The sequence below is a fragment of the Paramixta manurensis genome (assembly GCF_013285385.1).
Classification (GTDB): Bacteria; Pseudomonadota; Gammaproteobacteria; order Enterobacterales; family Enterobacteriaceae; genus Paramixta; species Paramixta manurensis.
Genome location: NZ_CP054212.1, coordinates 2,675,670 through 2,698,645 on the forward strand (window position 1 = coordinate 2,675,670; position 22,976 = coordinate 2,698,645).

At 52.7% G+C, this 22,976-nt stretch carries 20 protein-coding genes and 1 pseudogene; 3 read left to right on the forward strand and 18 right to left on the reverse strand.

Features of this window, described 5'->3' with window-relative positions:
• The first annotated feature begins 95 nt into the window (after positions 1 to 95).
• Entirely contained in the window at positions 96 to 218 is a 123-nt protein-coding gene (locus PMPD1_RS22745) for a hypothetical protein (protein WP_354292610.1), read from the forward strand.
• A gap of 187 nt (positions 219 to 405) precedes the next feature.
• Positions 406 to 2,136, forward strand: a complete 1,731-nt coding sequence (gene argS, locus PMPD1_RS13005) for an arginine--tRNA ligase (protein WP_173634444.1) — start codon at positions 406 to 408, stop codon at positions 2,134 to 2,136.
• A 55-nt stretch (positions 2,137 to 2,191) separates the two neighbouring features.
• On the opposite strand, the gene flhE is transcribed toward argS, so the two are convergent.
• The 15 genes from flhE to flhD all read right to left on the reverse strand — a co-directional run bounded on the left by flhE (position 2,192) and on the right by flhD (position 18,001).
• Positions 2,192 to 2,587, reverse strand: a complete 396-nt coding sequence (gene flhE, locus PMPD1_RS13010) for a flagellar protein FlhE (RefSeq protein WP_173634445.1) — start codon at positions 2,585 to 2,587, stop codon at positions 2,192 to 2,194.
• Positions 2,584 to 4,668, reverse strand: coding sequence for a flagellar biosynthesis protein FlhA (gene flhA, locus PMPD1_RS13015; RefSeq protein WP_173634446.1), 2,085 nt, complete (start codon positions 4,666 to 4,668; stop codon positions 2,584 to 2,586). The genes flhE and flhA overlap by 4 nt, the downstream gene beginning before the upstream one ends.
• Positions 4,661 to 5,812 (reverse strand): flagellar biosynthesis protein FlhB, encoded by a 1,152-nt coding sequence (gene flhB / locus PMPD1_RS13020; protein WP_173634447.1) that lies wholly within the window; start codon positions 5,810 to 5,812, stop codon positions 4,661 to 4,663. Before flhB ends, flhA begins: the two co-directional genes overlap by 8 nt.
• Positions 5,813 to 5,951: 139 nt before the next feature.
• On the reverse strand, positions 5,952 to 6,596 hold the full coding sequence (cheZ, locus tag PMPD1_RS13025; RefSeq protein WP_173634448.1) for a protein phosphatase CheZ: 645 nt from the start codon (positions 6,594 to 6,596) through the stop codon (positions 5,952 to 5,954).
• A 9-nt stretch (positions 6,597 to 6,605) separates the two neighbouring features.
• Positions 6,606 to 6,995 (reverse strand): chemotaxis response regulator CheY, encoded by a 390-nt coding sequence (gene cheY, locus PMPD1_RS13030; RefSeq protein ID WP_173634449.1) that lies wholly within the window; start codon positions 6,993 to 6,995, stop codon positions 6,606 to 6,608.
• Between the two features lie 43 nt (positions 6,996 to 7,038).
• Positions 7,039 to 8,088, reverse strand: coding sequence for a protein-glutamate methylesterase/protein-glutamine glutaminase (locus PMPD1_RS13035; protein ID WP_173634450.1), 1,050 nt, complete (start codon positions 8,086 to 8,088; stop codon positions 7,039 to 7,041).
• The gene (gene cheR, locus PMPD1_RS13040; RefSeq protein ID WP_173634451.1) at positions 8,088 to 8,960 is read right to left on the reverse strand and encodes a protein-glutamate O-methyltransferase CheR; all 873 of its coding nucleotides are present in this window, start codon (positions 8,958 to 8,960) and stop codon (positions 8,088 to 8,090) included. Before cheR ends, PMPD1_RS13035 begins: the two co-directional genes overlap by 1 nt.
• A gap of 25 nt (positions 8,961 to 8,985) precedes the next feature.
• A complete protein-coding gene (locus PMPD1_RS13045; protein WP_173634452.1) occupies positions 8,986 to 10,602 on the reverse strand; it encodes a methyl-accepting chemotaxis protein in 1,617 nt (538 codons plus the stop codon).
• A 51-nt stretch (positions 10,603 to 10,653) separates the two neighbouring features.
• A complete protein-coding gene (locus tag PMPD1_RS13050) occupies positions 10,654 to 12,333 on the reverse strand; it encodes a methyl-accepting chemotaxis protein (protein WP_173634453.1) in 1,680 nt (559 codons plus the stop codon).
• Positions 12,334 to 12,485: 152 nt separating this feature from the next.
• Positions 12,486 to 12,983, reverse strand: coding sequence for a chemotaxis protein CheW (cheW, locus tag PMPD1_RS13055; protein ID WP_173634454.1), 498 nt, complete (start codon positions 12,981 to 12,983; stop codon positions 12,486 to 12,488).
• Between the two features lie 23 nt (positions 12,984 to 13,006).
• Positions 13,007 to 15,013 (reverse strand): chemotaxis protein CheA, encoded by a 2,007-nt coding sequence (gene cheA / locus PMPD1_RS13060; protein WP_173636219.1) that lies wholly within the window; start codon positions 15,011 to 15,013, stop codon positions 13,007 to 13,009.
• Positions 15,014 to 15,023: 10 nt separating this feature from the next.
• Positions 15,024 to 16,055 carry a flagellar motor protein MotB gene (gene motB, locus PMPD1_RS13065; RefSeq protein ID WP_173634455.1) on the reverse strand — a complete coding sequence of 344 codons (1,032 nt, stop codon included), beginning with the start codon at positions 16,053 to 16,055 and terminating at the stop codon, positions 15,024 to 15,026.
• On the reverse strand, positions 16,052 to 16,939 hold the full coding sequence (gene motA / locus PMPD1_RS13070) for a flagellar motor stator protein MotA (RefSeq protein WP_173634456.1): 888 nt from the start codon (positions 16,937 to 16,939) through the stop codon (positions 16,052 to 16,054). The genes motB and motA overlap by 4 nt, the downstream gene beginning before the upstream one ends.
• Positions 16,940 to 17,071: 132 nt before the next feature.
• Positions 17,072 to 17,650, reverse strand: coding sequence for a flagellar transcriptional regulator FlhC (gene flhC, locus PMPD1_RS13075; RefSeq protein WP_173634457.1), 579 nt, complete (start codon positions 17,648 to 17,650; stop codon positions 17,072 to 17,074).
• Positions 17,651 to 18,001, reverse strand: coding sequence for a flagellar transcriptional regulator FlhD (flhD, locus tag PMPD1_RS13080; protein WP_173634458.1), 351 nt, complete (start codon positions 17,999 to 18,001; stop codon positions 17,651 to 17,653). It lies immediately after the preceding gene.
• A gap of 1,060 nt (positions 18,002 to 19,061) precedes the next feature.
• On the opposite strand from flhD, the gene uspC reads away from it, so the two are divergent.
• Positions 19,062 to 19,481, forward strand: a complete 420-nt coding sequence (gene uspC, locus PMPD1_RS13085; protein WP_173634459.1) for a universal stress protein UspC — start codon at positions 19,062 to 19,064, stop codon at positions 19,479 to 19,481.
• Between the two features lie 45 nt (positions 19,482 to 19,526).
• Here the strand turns inward: uspC and otsA are convergent, their stop codons facing one another.
• The 3 genes and pseudogenes from otsA to PMPD1_RS13100 all read right to left on the reverse strand — a co-directional run bounded on the left by otsA (position 19,527) and on the right by PMPD1_RS13100 (position 22,943).
• A complete protein-coding gene (otsA, locus tag PMPD1_RS13090) occupies positions 19,527 to 20,966 on the reverse strand; it encodes an alpha,alpha-trehalose-phosphate synthase (protein ID WP_173634460.1) in 1,440 nt (479 codons plus the stop codon).
• Positions 20,963 to 21,756 (reverse strand): annotated as a pseudogene (gene otsB, locus PMPD1_RS13095) (trehalose-phosphatase). Before otsB ends, otsA begins: the two are co-directional and overlap by 4 nt.
• 458 nt (positions 21,757 to 22,214) lie before the next feature.
• A complete protein-coding gene (locus PMPD1_RS13100) occupies positions 22,215 to 22,943 on the reverse strand; it encodes a GntR family transcriptional regulator (RefSeq protein WP_173634462.1) in 729 nt (242 codons plus the stop codon).
• Positions 22,944 to 22,976 lie beyond the last annotated feature (33 nt).

The following is a 22,976-nucleotide window of genomic DNA, read 5'->3' on the forward strand; positions in this document are numbered from 1 at the left end:
TAAAAATAAGTAAATTCCTAATTCTGGGGTTAACAATTGCAGCCTAACAGCCTTTCTTATAAATTTACCGCCACCACCACACAAGGAATAGTTCTATGAGTACGCTGATTATTATCGCGGTGCTGATCGCGCTGATTGTGTTTTCCATAGCACGCCACTGGAAGGCACGTAACGCGAAAATGGTGATCAAACCCTCTCGTCACCCTCGCCGCCGCTAAGTCGTCCGTTGTGGAAACACTCCCCCCGTGTTTCCACCCCTCAAGGCTGCTGACGCCTGAACACAAATAACGTATACTTTTCCCCTTCATTTTTCCGCGGCGCTATTGTACAGCATTCTGTCTGGCGTCGTGACTGTAATAGCCGGGCCGTTTCTCGACCCGGTTTTTAGCATAGTAAGGTAACCCGGTGAATATTCAGGCTCTTCTTTCAGAAAAAGTCAGTCAGGCGATGATTGCGTGCGGCGCCCCGGCCGATTGCGAACCTATGGTCCGTCAGTCGGCTAAAGTCCAGTTTGGTGATTACCAGGCCAATGGCATGATGGCCGTGGCAAAAAAACTGGGGCAGCAACCACGACAACTGGCAGAACAGGTGCTGCAACGCCTCGACCTGGAAGGAATTGCCGAAAAAATTGAGATCGCCGGCCCCGGTTTCATTAATATCTTTCTCGATAAGCAGTGGCTGGCGCAACAGATTGACGCTACCTTGCACGCCCCACGGTTAGGTGTCGCCTCCGTTGAGCCACAAACCATTGTGATTGATTACTCCGCGCCCAATGTGGCAAAAGAGATGCATGTCGGTCATCTGCGCTCCACGATCATTGGCGATGCGGCGGCCCGTACACAGGAGTTCCTCGGTCATCGGGTGATCCGTGCCAACCACGTGGGCGATTGGGGTACCCAGTTCGGTATGCTGATTGCTTTTCTGGAAAAACAGCAGAATGAAAACCACGCCGACATCGCGCTGGCCGACCTTGAGGCATTCTACCGGGAAGCGAAAAAAACCTACGATGAAGATCCGGACTTTGCCGAGCGCGCGCGCGGTTACGTAGTCAAACTGCAGGGGGGCGATGAGTATTGTCGGGTAATGTGGAAAAAGCTGGTCGACATTACTATGACACATAACCAAAAGGTTTATGACCGTCTGAACGTGACGCTGACGCGTAAAGATGTCATGGGTGAAAGCCTGTATAACGATATGCTGCCGGGTATTGTAGCCGATCTGAAAGCCAAAGGGCTGGCGGTGGAGAGCGAGGGCGCAACAGTGGTTTTCCTTGATGAGTTTAAAAACAAGGAAGGCGAACCGATGGGCGTTATCATCCAGAAAAAGGATGGCGGCTACCTGTATACCACGACCGATATCGCCTGCGCGAAATATCGCTACCAACATCTTCATGCCAACCGTGTGCTCTACTATATCGATTCGCGGCAGCATCAGCACCTGATGCAAGCCTGGACGATTGTCCGCAAAGCTGGTTATGTTCCGGACTCTGTACCGTTGGAGCATCATATGTTCGGTATGATGTTAGGCAAAGATGGGCGTCCGTTTAAGACCCGAGCCGGCGGGACGATTAAACTTATCGACCTCTTGGACGAGGCGGTTGATCGCGCTACCCGTCTAATCGCCGAAAAAAATCCTGATATGCCAAGTGAAGAGCTGCACAAGCTGGCGAATATCGTTGGGATCGGCGCGGTTAAATACGCCGACCTGTCAAAAAGCCGCACCACCGACTATATCTTCGACTGGGATAATATGTTGGCCTTTGAAGGCAACACCGCCCCTTATATGCAATATGCCTATACCCGCGTGTTATCGATCTTCCGCAAAGCGGGTATTGATGAAAATACGCTAACCGGCAGCGTTGTGCTGGCGGAGGAGCGCGAGGCGGCGCTGGCTGCCCGTTTGCTGCAGTTTGATGAGACCATCACCCAAGTTGCCCGCGAGGGGACCCCGCATGTGATGTGTGCTTATTTATATGACTTAGCCGGTCTGTTTTCTGGCTTCTACGAGCATTGTCCGATTTTGTCGGCGCAAGATGACACAACGCGCCAGAGCCGCCTCAAACTGGCGTTGCTAACCGCGAAGACGCTGAAACAAGGGCTTGATACCCTCGGTATTGAAACCGTAGAACGGATGTAAAAAAACGGCGTCGCGGGTTATCGACACGCGACGCCGTTCTTCCTGCCTGGTTTTCTTATTGATAATTCACCATCACCTCATTACGCCCCACCCGCAGTGGCGGAAATAATCCTCCCTGCCCCGGCACCGTATAGATAAAGCGTAACGCTTCGCTGGCGGAAACGTTAGCAAGCCCGCGCGTCGCGCCACTGCCGCCCTCAATGGCGGTACAACGCGACCCGGCGCAAAGCTGAACCTGTAATCCAGCCGGTATCGGCTCGCTTATCGTATAACGCCAGTAAACCAGCGTGATATGGCCGTTGATGGTTTCGGCGGCGCGTAACGGCGCAGAAGACGCCGCGACGCCACGATGGCTTAAAGCCACACCGCGCCCGCTCGCCTGCCAGGCGCCGGTTGCCGCCGGGGTTGCCAGAGGGAACAGCAAAGATAGCGTGAAAATGAATTGCCTCATCCCTGCCCGCCAATGGTCGAAGTCATACGAATCTGTCGGTTTTCGGTCAATTCCATATTGGAAAGTACCGCCAGTTGCGGCAAGTTACGGCGCAGAAAACGCGCCAGTAACGCTCTCAGCGGATGATTAACCAACAAGACCGGCGGCGCGCCTACCATCTCCTGGTGTTGAAGCGCCTGTTGCGCCTGGTCCAGTAGCCGATCGGCCAATCCCGGTTCCAGCCCGCCACCGCCCTGTAATGCCTGCAATAACAAGCGTTCAAGCGCGGTATCAAGGCCAATCACCTGCACTTCACCCTGCCCCGGGAACCACTGCTGCGTAATTGCGCGTCCCAACGCAACGCGCACCACCGTGGTTAGCTCATGCGGATCGCTTTGCAATGGCGCATGTTCCGCCAGCGTTTCGATAATGGTACGCATATCGCGGATTGACACGCGCTCTGCCAGCAGATTTTGTAGCACCTTATGCAAGGTAGTCAGCGTCACCACGCCTGGCACCAAATCTTCGGTCAACTTCGGCATCTCCTGGCTCACACGGTCCAGCAGTTGCTGCGCTTCCTGGCGACCAAATAGCTCGCTGGAGTATTGCCCAATCAGATGATTGAGATGTGTGGCGACGACGGTACTGGCTTCCACCACCGTATAGCCCTGAATTTGCGCCTGCTCTTTTAACGCGCTTTCAATCCAAATTGCGGTTAGGCCAAATGCCGGATCGACGGTCGCTTCGCCGGGTAGCGTACCCACCGCCGTGCCGGGGTTAATCGCCATCCAACGCCCGGGCCACGCATCACCGCTGCCAATCTCAACCCCTTTCATTAAAATACGATAACGGGCGGGCGGCAGATCCATATTGTCGCGAATGTGCACCACCGGCGGCAGAAAGCCAACTTCCTGGGCGAATTTTTTACGGATACTGCGGATCCGCCCTAATAATTCGCCATCCTGCTGGAAATCCACCATCGGAATCAAACGATAGCCCACTTCCATTCCCAGTGAGTCTTCAAGCTGAACATCGGTCCATGACGCTTCAATTGGCGCCGCGCTTTCCTGGGGCTTCAGGTTTACCGGCGTAACGTTTTTCGGTTGTAATTGTTTACCGCGCATCCACCAAGCCAGGCCTAATAACCCGGCAGTGAACAGTAAGAAAACGAAGTTTGGCATGCCGGGAACCAGCCCCAGCAACCCCAATACCCCGGCACTTAACATCATCACGCGTGGGTTATTAAACAGTTGGCTGACCATCTGCTCGCCAACATCCTGGTCGGTACTCACCCGCGTTACGATCACCCCAGCCGCAGTAGAGATGACCAACGCCGGGATCTGTGCGACTAATCCATCACCAATGGTTAACAGCGTATAGCTGGCCGCCGCATCGCCGAGTGATAAGCCATGCTGCGCCACCCCGACCAGCAGGCCACCCACCACGTTAATCACCATAATCATGATGCCGGCGATGGCGTCGCCGCGGACAAATTTACTGGCACCGTCCATCGAACCGTAAAAGTCGGCCTCTTGCGTAACATCGGCGCGGCGCTTTTTCGCTTCATCTTCACCGATCAAACCGGCATTTAAATCGGCGTCAATCGCCATCTGTTTACCCGGCATACCATCCAGCACAAAGCGCGCGCCCACTTCAGCGATACGCCCGGCACCTTTGGTGATCACCATAAAGTTGATGATCACCAAAATGATGAACACCACGATACCAATGGCGAAATTGCCTCCGACGAGGAAATGTCCAAACGCCTCAACAACACGACCGGCAGCGGCGGCGCCGGTGTGCCCTTCCAGTAAAATGATACGGGTCGAGGCAACGTTAAGTGCCAGTCGCAGCAAGGTGGAAAACAGCAGAATGGTTGGGAAAGCGGCAAAATCTAACGTGCGCTGGGTAAACATCGCAACCAGCAATACCATGATCGATAAGGCGATATTGAAAGTGAACAACAGGTCGAGAATAAACGGCGGCAGGGGCAACACCATCATCGACAGGATCAGCAAAATGAGCACCGGCCCGGCGAGCACTTGCCATTGTGTATCCTTGATATTGCCCGGTAAGCGAAGTAAAGCGGCCAAATTAGCCATCGATTTTGTTCTCTCCAGCAAAGTCTAGTTCTGCCGGTACCGGCAGTTGTTCAGGTTGTTTCGGGATCAGGCCGCCTTCCACTTTCCAGCGCCGCAATTGCCAGACCCAGGCCAGCACTTCCGCCACCGCCGCATACAGCGTGCCGGGAATGTTCTGACCAATTTCACTATGCCGCCAGAGCGCACGCGCCAGCGGCGGGGCTTCCAGCAGCGGAATACGGTGTGTTTGCCCTAATTCGCGAATTTTTAATGCCACCTCGCCAGCGCCTTTCGCCAGCACTTTGGGCGCGCTCATTTTTTTCTCGTCATACTGTAGCGCTACCGCATAGTGCGTTGGGTTAGTGACAATCACATCTGCTTTTGGCACATCGGCCATCATCCGTCGCCGCGCTGCCGCGCGCATCGCCTGGCGGATCCGTCCTTTCACATGCGGGTCGCCCTCACTCTCTTTAAATTCATCGCGGATTTCCTGGCGCGTCATGCGCAACTGCTTGAAATAGCTGAACAGTTGCCAAAACACATCAAATCCCACCATTGGCAACAGGCCAAGCACCACCAAAAAGCAGCACACGGCAACGATATTCAATCCGTGCGCCAGCGCTTCTACCGGTGATTCGGTGATCAGGCGTAACATCTCCGGCCACGTGCTGGAGAGATACCAGCCGGTGACGCAACCGACTAACACCGCTTTCAGCACCGCCTTAAGTAATTCGGCCCATGCCTGCGCGGCGATCATGCGTTTAAGCCCTTTTAAGGGGTTCAGCTTGCCGAAATCGACTTTGATCGCTTTTCCACTCAGCACCACACCACCCAATAACATTGGCGCGGCGATCGCTACCAGAACCAACCCACACATTATCGGCAATAATGACCAAATGGCTTGCCCAAGCAAGCTGCTGATATGTCTAACAATCTGCTTATCATCGCTGATGATGCCGTGATCAAAATGCAGACCAGAAGCGACCATTAAACCCAGTTGCCGCGCCATCGGTTCGCCGCCGAACCAGAGAATCAGCAAACCGGTTGCCAACATCAGTAAAGAAGTCAGTTCGCGCGAACGCGGAATTTGCCCCTCTTTACGCGCCTTCTCAATTCGCTGGGGGGTGGGGGATTCGGTTTTTTCCTCGTCGCTATCTTGCGCCACGGCGAATACTCTTTCGACAGACAAGTCCAGCGGCTAGCATGCCAAAAACCTCGCCCGCTGATTGCGCGAGTAACCGCTGAAAATGGGGGTTATTTCAGGGATGATAATCAAGCGGGCGGCTGCCCGCTTGCAGGAGAGATTAGAAACCGAGACTATCCAGTAAGTCGTCAACCTGATCTTGATTAGCCAATACGCCAGGCGCTGCGGCATTGACCTGCGGACCATTTAGCAAACTGGCGCTCTCATTTTTCTGACGGGCGTTGGCTTCCGGCATATTTTCCAGTAGCACCATGAGCAACTGGCGTTCTATTTCCTGGATCACATCCATCATGCGCTTAATGACCTGGCCGGTGAGGTCCTGGAAATCTTGAGCCATCATAATTTCAAGCAGTTGCGTATTGGTAAACGCGGTATGCTGTGGCACCGCCGCCAGATAGCCACGCGTATCCGAAACCAACTGCCGGGCATCCGACAACTCGACCGGCTGTTCAAACCACGCGTCCCAACGCGACTGGAGTGCTTTCGCCCCGTTCTCTAACTGCGCCTGACGCGGCTGCGCAGCTTCGACGCAATTTAGCGCTCGTTCCGCCGCTTGCGCCGTCATTTGTACCACATAGTCCAGGCGGTCCCGCGCGTCAGGAATCGCTTCCGCCGCTTCGGCAATCGCCCGATCCAGCCCCAACTCACGCAGGCTGTCTCGCAACATCCGGGTTAATGACCCGATGCGAGAAATGATGTCGTGTGCCGAGGCCGCATCCAGATCTGGTTTCGGAAGTTCGCTCATCACGTCTCCTTACATACCCAGTTTTTCGAAGATTTTACCCAGCTTCTCTTCGAGGGTTGCCGCAGTAAAAGGTTTCACCACATAGCCGCTAGCGCCCGCTTGCGCTGCCGCAATAATGTTCTCTTTCTTCGCTTCCGCCGTGACCATCAAGACCGGCAATTTGCCTAATGCCCCATCGGCGCGAATGGTTTGCAGCAATTGCAACCCATCCATATTCGGCATGTTCCAATCTGAAATCACGAAGTCAAAGTCGCCAGCGCGCAGTTTATTCAACGCATCTGCGCCATCTTCGGCTTCTTCCACATTGTTAAATCCCAGCTCTTTTAGCAGGTTACGTACAATACGACGCATCGTATTGAAGTCGTCCACCACTAAAAAACGCATATTCTTGTCTGCCATATCCACTCCTGTTTCTTCTCGCGCCTCTTGGGACGAGCCTGCGTTAAATTCGTAATGCCTGTCCGGCGCTGATTTTTGCCAGCATATGCTGGCTAATTTGGTGAAGGTCCACCACTTCACTGGCCGCCCCGTGCGCAATCGCTTCACGCGGCATGCCGAAAACCACACAACTCGCTTCGTTCTGCGCGATTGTCCACGCGCCAGCACGATACATTTCCAGCAACCCGGCTGCGCCGTCATTCCCCATGCCAGTTAAGATCACGCCAACCGCATTGCGCCCCGCATATTGCGCCACCGATCTGAACAACACATCGACCGACGGTTTGTGCCGGTTAACCGGCGGCCCATCATTGAGCCTGACTTGGTAGTTAGCGCCGCTTCGCGCCAGTTCCAGATGCATCGCGCCGGGGGCGATATAGGCATGTCCGGGCAAAATACGCTCGCCGTCTTCCGCTTCTTTCACCGTGATTTGACACAATTTGTTGAGCCGCTCAGCGAATGAGCGGGTGAAGCCTGGCGGCATATGCTGCGTAATTAACAGCGCCGGACTGGTCGCCGGTAGCGGCTGCAATACATGGCGTATCGCCTCCGTTCCGCCGGTTGATGCGCCAATCGCAATCAGTTTTTCACTACTCAACAGCGGCCCGGCTTTCAGCAGTGGTGGAGGCGTTTTGAGATCACGCACGTGCAGCTTGGCGCGTGCCGCCGCGCGAACTTTATCGGCAATCATCTGGCTATAAGCCAGCATGCCTTCACGGATCCCCAACTGCGGTTTGGTCACAAAATCTACCGCGCCCAACTCCAGCGCACGCAGCGTGACCTCCGATCCCTTGCCGGTCAGTGATGACACCATTACTACCGGCATTGGACGCAGACGCATCAACTTTTCCAGGAAATCGAGGCCATCCATACGCGGCATTTCTACATCCAGCGTCAACACCTGTGGATTGAACTGTTTGATCAGATCACGCGCCACCAGCGGGTCTGGCGCGGTCGCCACCATTTCCATATCCGGATGACTATTGATAATTTCCGTCATCAGTTGTCGCATCAGCGCCGAATCATCAACGCACATCACGGTGATTTTGCTCATTATCTTTCCTTCGTCAGTCCATAGACCGTTTGACCGCGCAGCCAAAACTCTTTACTTATCTGGCTGAAGTTCTCCGAATGACCGGCAAATAACAATCCGCCGGGTTTGAGCAGCGGAACGAAACGACGTAAGATCTTTTCTTGGGTTTCTTTATCGAAATAGATCATTACGTTACGGCAAAAAATTGCGTCGAATGGGCCAGGTAATGGCCACTCATGCGCCAATAAATTCAACCGGGCAAAACTGACCGTTTGCGCCAGTTCGGAGCGTACTCTCACCATGCCGGTATGCGGCCCGGTCCCGCGTAAAAAGAAACGCTGCAACTGCTGTTGCGACAGGGTGCGTAACTCCTCCTGGCGATAGACACCCGCCTGCGCTTTTTCCAGCACTTGTGTATCAATATCGCTGGCGTGCACCTGAAAACGCCCCGGCGAGGCGCCAAGCGTTTCGGCTAATGTCATCGCAATGGACCACGGCTCTTCGCCGGTTGACGCCGCCGTACTCCATACGCTGTACCCTCCGCCGCGACGCTTTGCATGTTCCGCCAAAATCGGAAAGTGATGCGCCTCGCGGAAAAAAGCCGTCAAATTGGTGGTTAGCGCATTAATAAAGGCCTGCCACTCCGGGCTGGTCGGGTCATTTTCCAGCAATGCCAGATAGCGACCAAAATCATCAATATTGAGTGTCCGTAACCGCCGGACCAGGCGGTTGTACACCATTTCACGTTTGTGATCGGCGAGCACAATACCGGCTCGCTGGTAAATTAACTGGCTGATACGACGAAAATGCGTATCCGACAAAGGCAGCCGCTGCACCATTTGCGAGAGCAGCGTTGCGTTCCCGGCTGCAACCGGCAACGTCGATTTTTTCATGGATGGCCACCTGGTAAAGCGCTGATTAAGGGGTTAAAACCATGTCACTTTCTGGCGAACCCGCTAGGGTTGCTGAGGGAGTAACGACTTCTGGCGCTGCGTGCAGCGAAAAACGCATCACGACCCCATTTAAATTATCGGCCTGCGACTCTAGCGCTTCAGTGGCTGCCGCCGCCTGTTCAACCAGCGCGGCGTTCTGTTGTGTCACCTGATCCATCTGGCTCACTGCCTGCGCCACTTGCTCAATACCGCGCCGTTGCTCTTCCGAGGCCGAAGCGATTTCACCCATAATGTCGGTGACCCGCGTGACCGATTGCACGATCTCCTCCATGGTTTGACCGGCAGACGCCACCAACACCGCGCCCTGATCAACCCGGCTAACCGACTCTTCAATTAACCCTTTAATTTCTTTCGCCGCCTGGGCGCTACGCTGCGCCAGGTTGCGCACTTCTCCCGCCACGACGGCGAACCCGCGGCCCTGCTCACCGGCCCGCGCCGCTTCAACTGCCGCATTAAGCGCGAGAATATTGGTCTGGAAAGCGATGCCATCAATCACGCTGGTAATGTCGCCAATCTTTTGCGAACTGGCGGCAATATCATTCATGGTGACCACCACGTTACCGGTCAGGGTGCCGCCTTTGTGCGCCGTGTTTGACGCCTCACGCGCAAGCTGCGCCGCCTGCCGGGCATTGTCGGCATTACCGGTGACCGTTGCGGTTAGCTGTTCCATGCTGGCGGCGGTTTCCGCCAATGAGGCCGCTTGCTGCTCGGTACGCGCCGAGAGATCATTATTACCGGCACTGATTTCACGAATGCCGACCTGCATGCTTTGGCTACCTTCACGTACCAGCGTGACGGTTTCCGCTAGCTTGTGTTGCATATCCCGTAAGCCGATAAACAGTTGCGTAATCTCATTGCGCCCGTGTGCGACAATCTCACCGCCGAGATTCCCGGAGGCAATGCGTTCAAAATGCGTACGCATCAGCGCCAGCGGTTTGATCAACGCCTGTTTCAACCACCACAACGCCAGAACCGTCATCAGTACCGAAAGCGCGACCGCCAAGACAAAAATCCACTTGGATTGCAGATAGAATCCGCTGCTGGCCTGCTTCGCATGGCTGATAATTCCGGCGATATGCTGGTTCCACAGGTCATACTCTTTCTCGAAATCGTTTTGCGCCTGTTCGGTTGGCGCATCAAGAAAATCCTGTAATTGATAATTCTGCAAATAGACAATTAACTGCGCTAACGCGTGGTGATATTCGTCGTAGCGCACCTTCATGTCTTTGGTCATCGCCACGCCAACCTTTGTCAGACGCGGAACTGCCATAAAGGCGCGGAAAGCGACATCTGCGCTGTCGAGGTCTTTTTGCGCCATCGACATCAGGCCAACCACCTGATCGCGCGGTAAACTGAGTGCGGCGCGCGTACCGGCGCGGCTTAAGGTGACGCGCGCGCTGAGTAACGCCGCCCACGTCTGACTTAGCGCATCGCGCTGCTGTCCGCCGAGTTCGACCTGACGAAAATTATCCGCATCCAAACGGAATGCGTTAAACGAAAAGCCACTGCCGATAATTTGCATCACACAAAAGATCGCTAAAATAACCACCAAGGTGACGGACACGCGGATACGACTCAACATCAGAACCTCCTGACCGTATGGTCGCTGCCTGAGCGCGACCATCATTGCCAATTAAAATGTTTCCCAATTATCGTCGGAGACCGTCGTTGCGACTTTACGCGCCGGTACCGCGGGCCTGCTTTCGAGCGTTGTTTTACTGCCGATAGTTTGATTAACGGCGGACGCCGCCATTTCTTTACTCATTCTGAATACCGCGACCGCTTGCGTCAGTTTGCTCGCCTGCTCTTCCAGCGCGCCGGCAGCGGCGGCAGATTGTTCTACCAGGGCGGCGTTTTGTTGCGTAACGCGATCCATTTCCGTTACCGCCTGCCCAACCTGGTCAATACCGCGGCTCTGCTCATCGGAAGCAGAAGCGATTTCGCCCATAATGTCGGTAACACGCGTGACTGCGTTGACAATATCCATCATGGTTTCACCAGCGCTCTCCACCAGTACCGATCCGGTATCAACGCGATTGACCGAGTCCTCGATCAGCGTTTTGATCTCTTTCGCCGCCTGCGCGCTGCGTTGCGCCAGGTTACGCACCTCACCCGCCACCACCGCAAATCCACGGCCCTGCTCGCCGGCTCGCGCCGCTTCAACCGCCGCATTTAACGCCAGAATATTGGTTTGAAAGGCAATGCCATCAATCACACCGGTAATATCGGCAATCTTTTTCGAGCTGCCGGCAATCTCGCTCATGGTTTTCACCACGCCATCGACCACCTTCCCGCCTTTCTGCGCGGTTTCAGAGGCGCTCAGCGCCAGTTGTGATGCCTGACGGGCGTTTTCCGCATTCTGTTTTACCGTGGCCGTCAGTTGCTCCATGCTGGCGGCAGTCTCCTCTAGCGAAGCCGCCTGCTGTTCGGTACGCGATGAGAGGTCGTTATTACCGGCGGAGATTTCGCTGGCGCCGGTATAGATCGCATCAGAACCTGCACGTACATTGCTCACGGTACGGATCAGGGCTTGCTGCATATGTAACAGGCTGGCGGCTAACTGACTCATTTCATTGCGGCCATGCACCGTAATGGTCTGGGTCAAATCGCCGCTGGCGATATGCCGGATATGAGCGATGGTGGCGGCTAACGGACGCAGTAACAGTTGATGCATTCCGCTCCAGATCAACGCAATCACCACCAGTACCACCGCAAAGACGATGCCCAGCAACCACATTGCGTGATGATAGGCGGTGGCATTTTGCTGTGCGCCCGCAGCCAGTAAAGCGTTGGCGTTTTGCAGCCAGTTATTCCAGGCATGCTCAAAATTATCCTGGTAATGCTGCGTTGGCTGCTCGACAAAGCCTTTTAAATTGCCAGCGCCTAACATCTGGATCAGATCGCTCAACGCGCCATGGAGAATGGTGTATTGCTGATTAATCGCCTGTACATGCGGCAACGCTTTAACCGCGCCCGGTAATTCGGCGTTGTAGTCAGCAAACTGTTTTTCGGCGACGCTTAACTGCGCTTTCGCGCTGGCGACCAACTCAGCAACCGTGTTACCGGTTCCCATATTATCGGCGTCCAGCATGTAACGAATGCCCGCGCGATTTAAGGTATTGCGCGTTTGAAGTAACGCAATCCACGCGGCGTTTAAATTACTTTGCTCATGTCGAATTTGCTGTGTGAGGGTAAAATTCTCCCGATCGCCTTTTAAAGCATTAAAAAATAACCCGCCTGAAACTAACTGAAGTGCGCCAAACACCACTAATACCGCCACCAAGGCGGTAACCACTTTGATATGCCTGAACATAGTTTCCCTTGAAACACGATGAACTGATTTGGTTATCGGCAGCGGCGTGGCGATCTTTATGGGGATGAGTCTGAAAGAAGCGTGGAAAGCACTAAAACGCGGGGGACAATCAGCCGGAGTCAAGAATACCTCTCCTGCTCCGGCGACAGAGGTTAGGCGCTACGCAAATTATCGACCAACGCCATTTCATCGCTACTCAATAGCTTCTCAATATCCACCAGGATCAGCATTCGATCGCCCAACGCGCCCAAACCGGTGAGGTACTCAGTTGACATGGTGACGGCGAATTCCGGCGCTGGTCGAATCTGTTCATGGGTTAACGACAACACATCAGAAACGCCATCAACGACAATGCCCACCACCCGATGCTGCAAATTCAGCACAATCACCACGGTATTGTCGTTATAGACAACGTCCGGCTGCGCAAACTTAATGCGTAGATCAATAATCGGCACGATAACTCCGCGCAGATTCGTCACGCCTTTGATAAAGGTTGGCGTGTTAGCAATACGGGTTACCTGATCGTAGCCACGAATTTCCTGCACTTTTAAAATATCAATGCCGTACTCTTCTTCGCCCAACGTAAATACCAGAAACTCCTGTCCCACGGTTTCGCCCGCCAGTTTTGTCACAGTTGCCATTCCAGTCATAGCCTTACCCTTAATGGTTCATTTTACGCGGCAGCGCCGGCCACACGTTTTTCACGGTTCAACGATTGCAGTGCGGAAACATCGACAATCAACGCCACGCTGCCATCGCCGAGGATGGTCGCGGCGGAAATGCCCGGCACTTTGCGGTAATTACTTTCGAGATTTTTTACCACCACCTGGTGCTGACCAATTAATTGATCAACCAACAGCGCGTAGCGTTTTCCGGCGCTTTGCAGAATCACCACAATGCCCTGTGTCGCTTCGGTTTTCGCTCCCTCAACATCGAACACATTCCACAACTCCACCAGCGGCAAGTATTCTCCACGCACTTCCAGCACCCGCTCACCGCCCGCCAACGGTTTCAAATCATCCGCCAGCGGCTGTAGCGACTCCATTACGGCGTTGAGTGGCAGAATAAAGACCTCATCCGCCACCCGTACCGACATTCCATCAAGGATAGCCAGCGTCAGCGGCAGCAGAATACGAATGGTGGTACCGGCGCCCTGCTTCGAGGCGATTTCGACGTGGCCGCCCATCTCCTGGATATTACGTTTCACTACATCCATACCCACACCGCGTCCGGAAACATCGGTAACCTGCTCGGCGGTAGAGAAGCCCGGCGCGAAGATCAACATGCCGACCTCTTCGTCGCTCATCGTTTCGCTAACCGGCAAGCCGGACGAGAGTGCTTTCGCCAGGATACGTTCGCGATTCAGACCGGCGCCATCGTCGGTGACTTCAATACAGATATTGCCACCCTGATGTTCTGCGGAAAGCGTTAGGTTCCCGACCGCCGGTTTACCTGCCGCCTCGCGTTTTTCCGGTGACTCAATGCCGTGATCGAGGCTGTTACGCACCAGGTGCGTCAGCGGGTCGATAATCCGCTCAATCAAACTCTTATCCAGCTCGGTGGAGCTGCCTAATAAGGTCAGTTCCACTTCTTTGTTCAATTTGCTGGCAAGGTCACGAACGAGCCGAGGGAAACGGCTGAACACATACTCCATCGGCATCATACGAATCGACATGACCGACTCCTGGAGATCACGCGCATTGCGCTCCAGTTGCCCCATGCTGTTCAGCAAGTCACCATGAATGACCGGGTCAAGCGCGCCAGATCGCTGGGCTAACATCGATTGGGTGATGACCAATTCACCGACCAGGTTAATCAGTTGGTCGACTTTTTCGACCGCAACGCGAATACTGCCTGCCTCACTGGTGCGGGCTGGTGCCGTTGGCGTTTTTTTCACGTCACGTTTTGCCGCCGGAGTGATGTCGCTAACCGTGGCGAGTACTGGCGGCGCCGGTGCGACGCGCTCTGCTACGGGTTCCGGAGACGATGCGCTCTCGGCCTCGGATGCCGCAGGGAAATGAATCTGCGATTCATCAAGTACAAAGCACAGCACCGCGACAATATCGTCTTTGCCGACCGCCGTATCCAGCACCGCCTCGAGTGAGGTCGCGCTTTTTTTCGCCTCCACCACTGAGCCGAGGTTACCCAGCTCTTCCAGCATTAAATCCACTTCGCCGGCTTTCAGATCGGTTAACACCAGCCGCAGCCCGCTCTGCACTGAAGCCGTTGGCGTTGGCGAGGGCGCCATTTCGATCACGGCGGCTGACGCAGGCTCGGCCGTTAACGTTTCGCCCTTCGCTTCCAGCGCTAACTGGCGCAGCGCTTCACAAATATATTTAAAGCTTTCAGCGTTCGGCTCCTGCGCGGCTTTATACGCATCTAACTGTTCCTGCATAATATCTTTGGTTTCCAAAAACAGGTTGATGAGATCGGTACTCAACGGCATCTCTCCACGTCGGGCATCATCCAGAATGTTTTCCAGAATATGCGTGGTTTCCTGTAACACCGAGAAGCCGAACGTTCCCGCGCCGCCTTTGATGGAGTGCGCCGCCCGAAAAATGGCGTTAAGCTGCTCCGCGTCTGGCGCCTGCGGATCGAGTACCAGCAGGTGTTGCTCCATATCCGCCAACAATTCATCGGCTTCATCGAAAAAGGTCTGGTAAAAATCGCTGATATCCATGCTCACGGTATCACCTCTGCTGTGAGTCGCGATTAGGCTGCGGCGCGCGCATCGGCGCAGCCGGTAGTGAGGCTACCGGCGTCACCGTCTGCGTATTCGCAGCCTGTGAGGGTTGAAGGTCAGGGTTAAGCGTGCTCGCAGAAGGCTGTGCGGGCGCGGTAATCTGTTTAATATTTTCCGGATCGGTGATTTGCACCGCATCGCTTTCGGCGTTCTCTTTTTCTATCTGCGCTTCGGTGTCATGATTCAGTACCAGCAAACTGATACGCCGGTTAACCGCGTCATCGCCGCCGCGATTTTTTAATTTCATGGTATCGGCCATGCCAACGACCCGCAGCATCTTGTTGCCATCCAACCCGCCCATGACCAATTCACGGCGCGATGCGTTCGCCCGATCGGCAGACAACTCCCAGTTGCTATAGCCGCGGTCGCCGCTGGCGTATTGGAAATCATCGGTATGACCTGCCAGGCTAATTTTGTTCGGAATATCATTCAGTATTGGCGCAATAGCGCGCAAAATATCGCGCATATAGGGCTCGACTTCTGCGCTGCCGGTTTTAAACATTGGCCGGTTTTGGCTATCAATAATTTGGATGCGCAGCCCCTCTTCCACCATATTGATGATGAGGTGCGGCCGTAATGCCCGGAGCCGCGGGTCAGACTCAATCAATTGATCCAGCCGCTCGCGCAGGCGATTAAGGCGAATCTCGTCCAGCTTGCGTTTTTGCGCATCCATATCGACCACTTTTTTCACTTCACCGGCTTTCTGAGTGGGATCATCGCCGCCACCCGGGATCGGGCTTTCGCTCTCACTACTACGATGACCACCGGTTAATGCCACTTTTAACGGCGTTTTAAAATATTCCGCAATCTGTACTAACTGCTGGGGATCGGCGATGGAAATCAGCCACATCACCAAGAAAAACGCCATCATCGCGGTCATAAAATCGGCATAAGCGATTTTCCATGAGCCGTGTCCGCCCTCGCGCTTTTTAACTCTGCGCCGTTTGACCAGCACTATTGGGCGGTTGTTGTGTTTCATGCGTCCTGATCCGCTGTCTGTTTAGCCGGTGATTTCGCATTCCGTACATGCTCTTCCAGTTCGGTAAATGAGGGGCGCTCGGTGGAATACAGCGTCTTACGCCCGAACTCTACCGCAATCTGCGGCGCATAGCCGTTTAGGCTAGAGAGCAACGTCACCTTAATGCACTGCATCATTTTGGTGGTTTCGGCGCATTTTTGGCGCAGAACCGAAGAGAGCGGTGAAACGAAGCCATAGGCCAACAAAATACCCAGGAAGGTGCCAACCATTGCGTGGGCAATCAAAGCGCCCAACTCAGCCGCCGGGCGATCGGCGGAGGCCAAGGCATGCACCACGCCCATCACCGCAGCCACAATCCCAAACGCCGGTAACGAATCGCCGACCGTTGCCAGACTTTGCGCCGGCACCTCGCATTCGTTCTCGTAGGTTTCTATTTCTTCGTCCATTAAGGCTTCAATTTCAAATGCATTCATATTGCCGCTAACCATTAATCGCAGATAGTCGGTGATAAAATCGACTAACCGGTTATCGGCAAGAATTCGCGGGTAATTAGCGAAAATTTCACTTTCCCGTGCATTTTCTATATCTCTTTCTAACGACAGCATGCCCTGCTGGCGCGATTTCGCCATTAGCCGGTAGAGCAATGCCATCAGATCCATATACACCGCTTTGTTATATTTTGAGCCGCGCATCAAACGCGGCAGCGCGTGTAAGGTCGCTTTAATGGATTTGCCGTTATTACCGACCACAAACGCGCCAATACCGGCCCCGCCGATAATCAGCAATTCCGCAGGCTGATAAAGCGCACCGAGATGACCGCCTACCAAGACGTAGCCGCCCAACACTGATGCCATTACAAGGATATAACCCAAGATAACCAGCACAATAAATCCTTACGTCAGTAACGGGTGGGTAGAAGTTAAGCCAGAGAGTCAACGGTGTTATTCAGCAACGCGGGCAAAAAAAAAGCAGCGGTAATAACCGCTGCTGGATGTCATTCCACGTTGCGAACAAACTTAAACGGCGAGTTTAACCTGTTCATCCAGCAGTTGTGGAAGGTTATCGGCAGAATCGACGGAAAGTTTACGTCTTTTTACCGCGCGTGATGGCGGTTGGCACAGGCTGCAAACAAAGCTCCCAATAGGCTGATGCGCATGGGTAATAAAACTGCCGTTGCAACATTTACAGGCGGAGAGCTCCAGCATGCCGCTTTCAACAAAACGCACCAATGTCCAGGCACGCGTCAGCGCCAGTAGCGGCCCTTCATCACCCTGCGGACACTGCTCAAGGTACAGGCGATAAGCTTTGATTACCGCGTCAACGCCCTGACTCAATCCACTCTTCAGCATAAATTGCCAGGCGTTACAGAACATGGAAGCATGAATATTCTGCTCCCAAGTCATAAACCAATCGGTTGAAAATGGCAGCATTCCTTTTGGCGGAGGACTACCGCGTAACTCTTTATATAATTTAATAAGACGACCGCGGCTGAGCTGAGTTTCGCTTTCCAGCATTTGCAAACGTGCACCCAGCGTAATTAACTCCATCGCTAGTTGTATATCACGCGCTTCCTGGACAATGCTTTTTTCGCTCATTTACATAGCCCTCTTTTTCGGCGTCTCTTCTTTGGCGGAGACATCGCGTAATAACCGGCTGGATAACAGGATGCCAGTATGAATTTGTTGAAGGTCATCAACGCGAGATTCTTGCGTTAAGCGACTGATTGTATTGTGATCGGTAAAACGGAACTGGCAAACTAACTGATTGGTTTCCGCCAGCTTTACCATTTCCGGCAAAGTTAATTGCGATAATGCGTTAGCCATTGATTCATCAATGCCCAAACGAAACATTGCGGAGGCTTTTTCCTGATTAATTAAACGTTGCGCAAGCAATAAATATGACAGATTAATGTCGTAAATATGTTTGAGTAGTTCTGATGTACCCATTATTTTTCCCATCCTGACTGACACTACTTTTAACGTTTGCGGAATGACTACCGCTTTCTTGGTTGCTGGCTAGTAAATCAAAACTCTAAATAATTCGCGGTGCAAAAAGGTGACAATAACGTGAACCTTCAGCCATATAGCGGGCTATATTGGCTAGATTCATGCGTGCTACCCACATGCATGCAACGTAAAGTATGGCGAGTATAAAGATGGCAAAAAATTACAGGCATAAGCCAAACGTTCTTCGGAAGCTGTTTCATTGCCCACAGGGGTATTGATTCAGTCATAGTCGTAATCCCAGGCCATTCTTCTTTCGAGTCGTAACCTCTTCCATGACGTTCTCTTACAAATTTTTAAGATTAATCCGAAAACAGCGCAACTCTATCCCCTCTGATTTCGACATACAACGAGCCAAAAGCGAAATTTTAGATAAAGTGTGACGCACATCACACTTTTAAGCCAAATTTTCACTAAAAACTCATCAGTGACACTGTTGAATAGCTCACTTTTTAATCAAAAAGGCCATTTTTTAACAAAAATACTTCAACCAGGGGCTAAAAAAATGAAAACGATTATCTTTCCGAAAATTGTGACTAAGCACACAATAAAAATCTGAACACGCGAAATTAACATTCAATAATTCCAGAAAAGATAGCATTAAAAGCTATTTCCTAATCGCGACAGTCCCTGACTTTTTAATTAGTTAGCGAAATCATCCCGAATGAAAAATGTCATCGACCGCCAACGACCTGACGCTTTTACGCGCTTTTTAGCAACGATACGTTAACAATGCGATCCTTACGTTTAGCGAATGACAGGAGATGTAACCCTTGATTACATTAGAAATGCGAATGTTTTTGTGCAGGTTTTAGATTAGCGACACTGAATATCGGCGCTTTCAATAATAGCTTTAATGTTTTTTCGCTTTTTCTGGTGATTAGGCGATCAAACACGCACTTTTTAACCAACGCGGCGTATAACCGGTCATTACGCTCTTTTCTATACTTAAGCGAGTCGCAGTTTTTTATTCGGTTTCTTTTTCGTCAATCAGGAGGACGTCATGTCTTGGCACCATGTACTCGTTGCCGTCGCAATGACACCAGAAAGTCATCTGCTGGTAGAGAAAGCCGTTTCTGTGGTACGTCCGAACGCCGGTAAAGTGAGTTTGATTACGCTGGCGTCCGACCCGGAGTTGTATAACAGCTTCGCCGCGCCCATGTTGGAGAACATGCGCGAATTAATGCAGGAGGAGATCACACTGTTTCTTGAGGAGTTGAAAGCGCGCGCCAACTACCCGATAGAGAAAACCCATATCGTGTATGGCGAACTCAGTGAACACGTTTGTGCGCATTGTAAACATCAGCATATTGATTTAGTGGTGTGCGGTAACCACAGTCAGGCCTTTTTTAATACCCTGATAGGTTCCGCACGGCGCGTGATCGATCGCAGTGATGTGGATGTGTTGATTGTGCCGTTATAACGCGCTATCGGGCAGGCAACGCGCTGTTGCCTGCCGATTAGCGTTTTATGCTAGCCGCGGAAAGGTCGCAACTTTACTGGCCGTCGCATGATCATCGCCACGCGGTGTAATCGCGCGTAGATCTTTCAGAAAACTTTCACGCCAATGCGAAATATCATTTTTTCGCAACACTGCCATCATATCGTTATAGCGCGAGATACGTTCTGTTCGCGGCATGGTCAGCGCCTTATCCAGCGCGGCAGCCACTTCATCCCGATCGTATGGGTTGACGATTAATGCCGACGTCATTTCGTTGGCCGCACCGGCAAAACGTGACAACACCAGCACGCCCGGATCATCAGGATCCTGTGCCGCAACGTACTCTTTCGCCACTAAATTCATGCCGTCACGTAGCGGTGTGACTAACCCGACGTCAGTGAGACGGAAAATCTTCATCAGTAAGCGCCGGTCAAAATGCTGGTTAAGGTAATAGAGCGGCGTCCAGCCCAGCGTGCCATATTTACCGTTAATGCGCCCGGCTTCGGTTTCCAATTGATGGCGTATATCCTGGTACGCTTGCACGTCGCCACGCGACGTCGGGGCAATCTGTGAATAACGAATATTGCCGCGATGCTGCGGGAAGTTTTCCAATAACGCTTCGTAAGCCAAAAAGCGCTCTGGCAACCCTTTCGAGTAATCCAGCCGTTCACAGGCGATAATGTTTTTCGCATCGCCCAGCTCACGTTTCATTGCCGCCATCTTCGGTGGCAACGGTCCTTCCGCCATCTCTTTAATACTGTCTGGTTCAATCCCTATTGGGTACACTTCGGTCGCAAAACGATTGCCAAAGGCACGATGCTGCTTGGCGCCGGAGTTCTGAACCTGAGTTAATAAAGAGAGGCTCTCCAGAAACGCTACGCGATCGCTCTCGGTCTGGAATCCGAGCAAATCATACTCACACAACATCTCTAACAGTTCTTTATGCGGCGGCAGCGCGTTGAAAATTTCCGGCGTTGGGAACGGAATATGCAGGAAAAAACCGATACGGTTGTTTACGCCTAATTTACGCAGCGCGGCGGCAAAAGGCAGTAAATGATAATCATGGATCCACAGGATATCATCCGGCTTAATCAGCGGCTGCAAACGTTTTGCCAGCAGCTCATTAACGCTGCAATAGCCTTCCCATGCTTCGCGCTGGAACTGCACCAGATCCAGCCGGTAATGAAAGGCGGGCCAAACCACGGTATTGGAGAATTGACAGTAGTAGAGGTCATAATCATTCTGACTCAGCGGAAAAGAGGCATAGGTAATTCCCTCTTTTTCTACGCTCGCGACCTTCTCACTCTCCTCTTCCTCTCCTATAGTGCTGATCTCTCCATTCCAGCCGAACCATAATCCTCCTCCCGTCGTTTTTAGCGCATCTAAAATACCGACAGCCAAACCACCGGCACCGCCGGAACCATCGGGAATAGCGATACGGTTAGATACGACCACTAAGCGACTCATAACCTTGACTCCTTACCGACGTTGTTTTGTCTTGCTCTAATTGTAATTTCATCTGTTCAAGCCATGCGTACACGTCATTCACCCCTTTCAGGCGATAACGCGCATAACTGGAACCTTCACCTACTTTGACCGAAATACCCTGTAGGGCGTTTACCACGAGGAATCCGGCCTCATCGGTCAAATCGTCACCAATAAATACCGGAATTCGTCCGGTAAACGGCGCTTCGTCCATAAAAGCGTTGATTGCCGCACCTTTATCAATCCCTTGCGGCTTGATCTCCACCACGCATTTCCCCGGCTGCAAAGCCAGCTCAGGAAACCGTGCAACGACCGACTCCGCTAATTGCAGAATCTGTTCTTCATATTCCATCGCCTGGCGATAATGCAGCGCGAATGCCATTCCCTTGGTTTCTAATTGCGCGCCCGGCCAGCGCGCCATGCTCTCGGTGAGCATTTCATTTAATGTCGCTTCCATCTCATTCGGTAGCGTAATACGGTGTAGTTCGCCCGCCGCATCGCGCCGTTCAGCGCCGTGTACGCCAGCCGATGGCGCATGCAATGGCGCGCTCAGAGCATCAAGCTCCTGAATCGGGCGGCCCGAGACCAGCGCCAGCGCTCCATTACTCAGTGTGGATAACGCCACCAGCGTATCGCGCACCGTTTGCGGAATCGATACCTCCTCCGGGCGTGGGCAAATAGCCGCCAGCGTGCCATCTACATCAAAGAAAAATGCATATAGGCCGCCGCTCGGCGCCGGTAATGTGTCCTGTGCGCTTGCTACCTTTGTCACTCATTTTCCTCCTGTTTCAATGGGTAGAACACACTATGCGACCGGGCAAATAGCAGCCAGAAGCGTAGGGTTCATGTCGGGCACATATCAGGTTAGCCGCCTGAATCGCCATCGCGTGAGGAAATTGTTGAATGTTGCGAAAGGAAGTCATCATCATACGTGAGCCTGTAGCAGGTTGGCAGCACGCCTGACAGAGATGAATACGGTACTATTTTTATCATTATGACGACGGAAAATCTCCTCAGTTTCTGCTTTTTCCTGACCGGATTTCTCTCCCCGGCTTCATCTCGCGACAACGCTTCTGCGGACACCTACCCAATCAGTATAGACAGGGATTTGTCATTCGCCAGGCACAATGGCGCTTTCTCGCAGGTTAAGCGGCAATATCAGCGTAATGCGTAAACCTCGCGCTGATGAGCACGCGGTTATAAGGCTGACGGATTAGAGCCAGTTACGATTTAATCTTCCGCGTATACGGTCATTGAGAATTGGTAGAACTTAGGGTTCATGGTGGCAATAAAATACTCTGCCGCCTGGCCATTCTCCATGTAAGCAACACGTTTGATTAAAATCACCGCAGAACCGACAGGTAACTCCAGATGTAATGCCTCATCGAGAGTCGCATTCCTTACCAAAAGCTGCTGTTCTCCTCGGTGGATGGGGCTGGGCAACGCCTGGTCAAAAATCGCCATCAACGATTTCGACAAATCATAGGTTTCCAACTGGGGTAGCAAACTGACCGGAATGTAAGATAACTGATGAGCAACAGGTTGTTCAGCCGCATAATGCAACCGTTCGACACAGAAACACTCTGCATCGGCGGGCAAGTGAAGTGAAGCATTGACGCGCTCATTGATGGTTCGGTTAAAAGAGAGCGTTTTCGTCGAGGGTTGGATACCGGCAGCCAGTAGGTCATCGGTAAAAAAACCCCTTAGGCGATTAAGCCGTTGAACCGGCGAAGTGCGCCTTAAACGAAGCCGACCACGTGACTTTGGCCGCATAACAATGTCTTCATTAATCAGCGCATCAAGCGCCCGCCGCACCGTAATCCGGCTGACGCCAAACCTCTCGGTAATCTCTTTTTCAGTGGGAAGATCATCATCAAGAGTAAATGCCTGATGAAACCAAAGATCGAGAAGATCACGTAACTGGTGAAAAAGAGGCACTGGACTATTTGCATCCAGCAAAGAATAATTTCCTTTCCTTTCATTTATTACCGT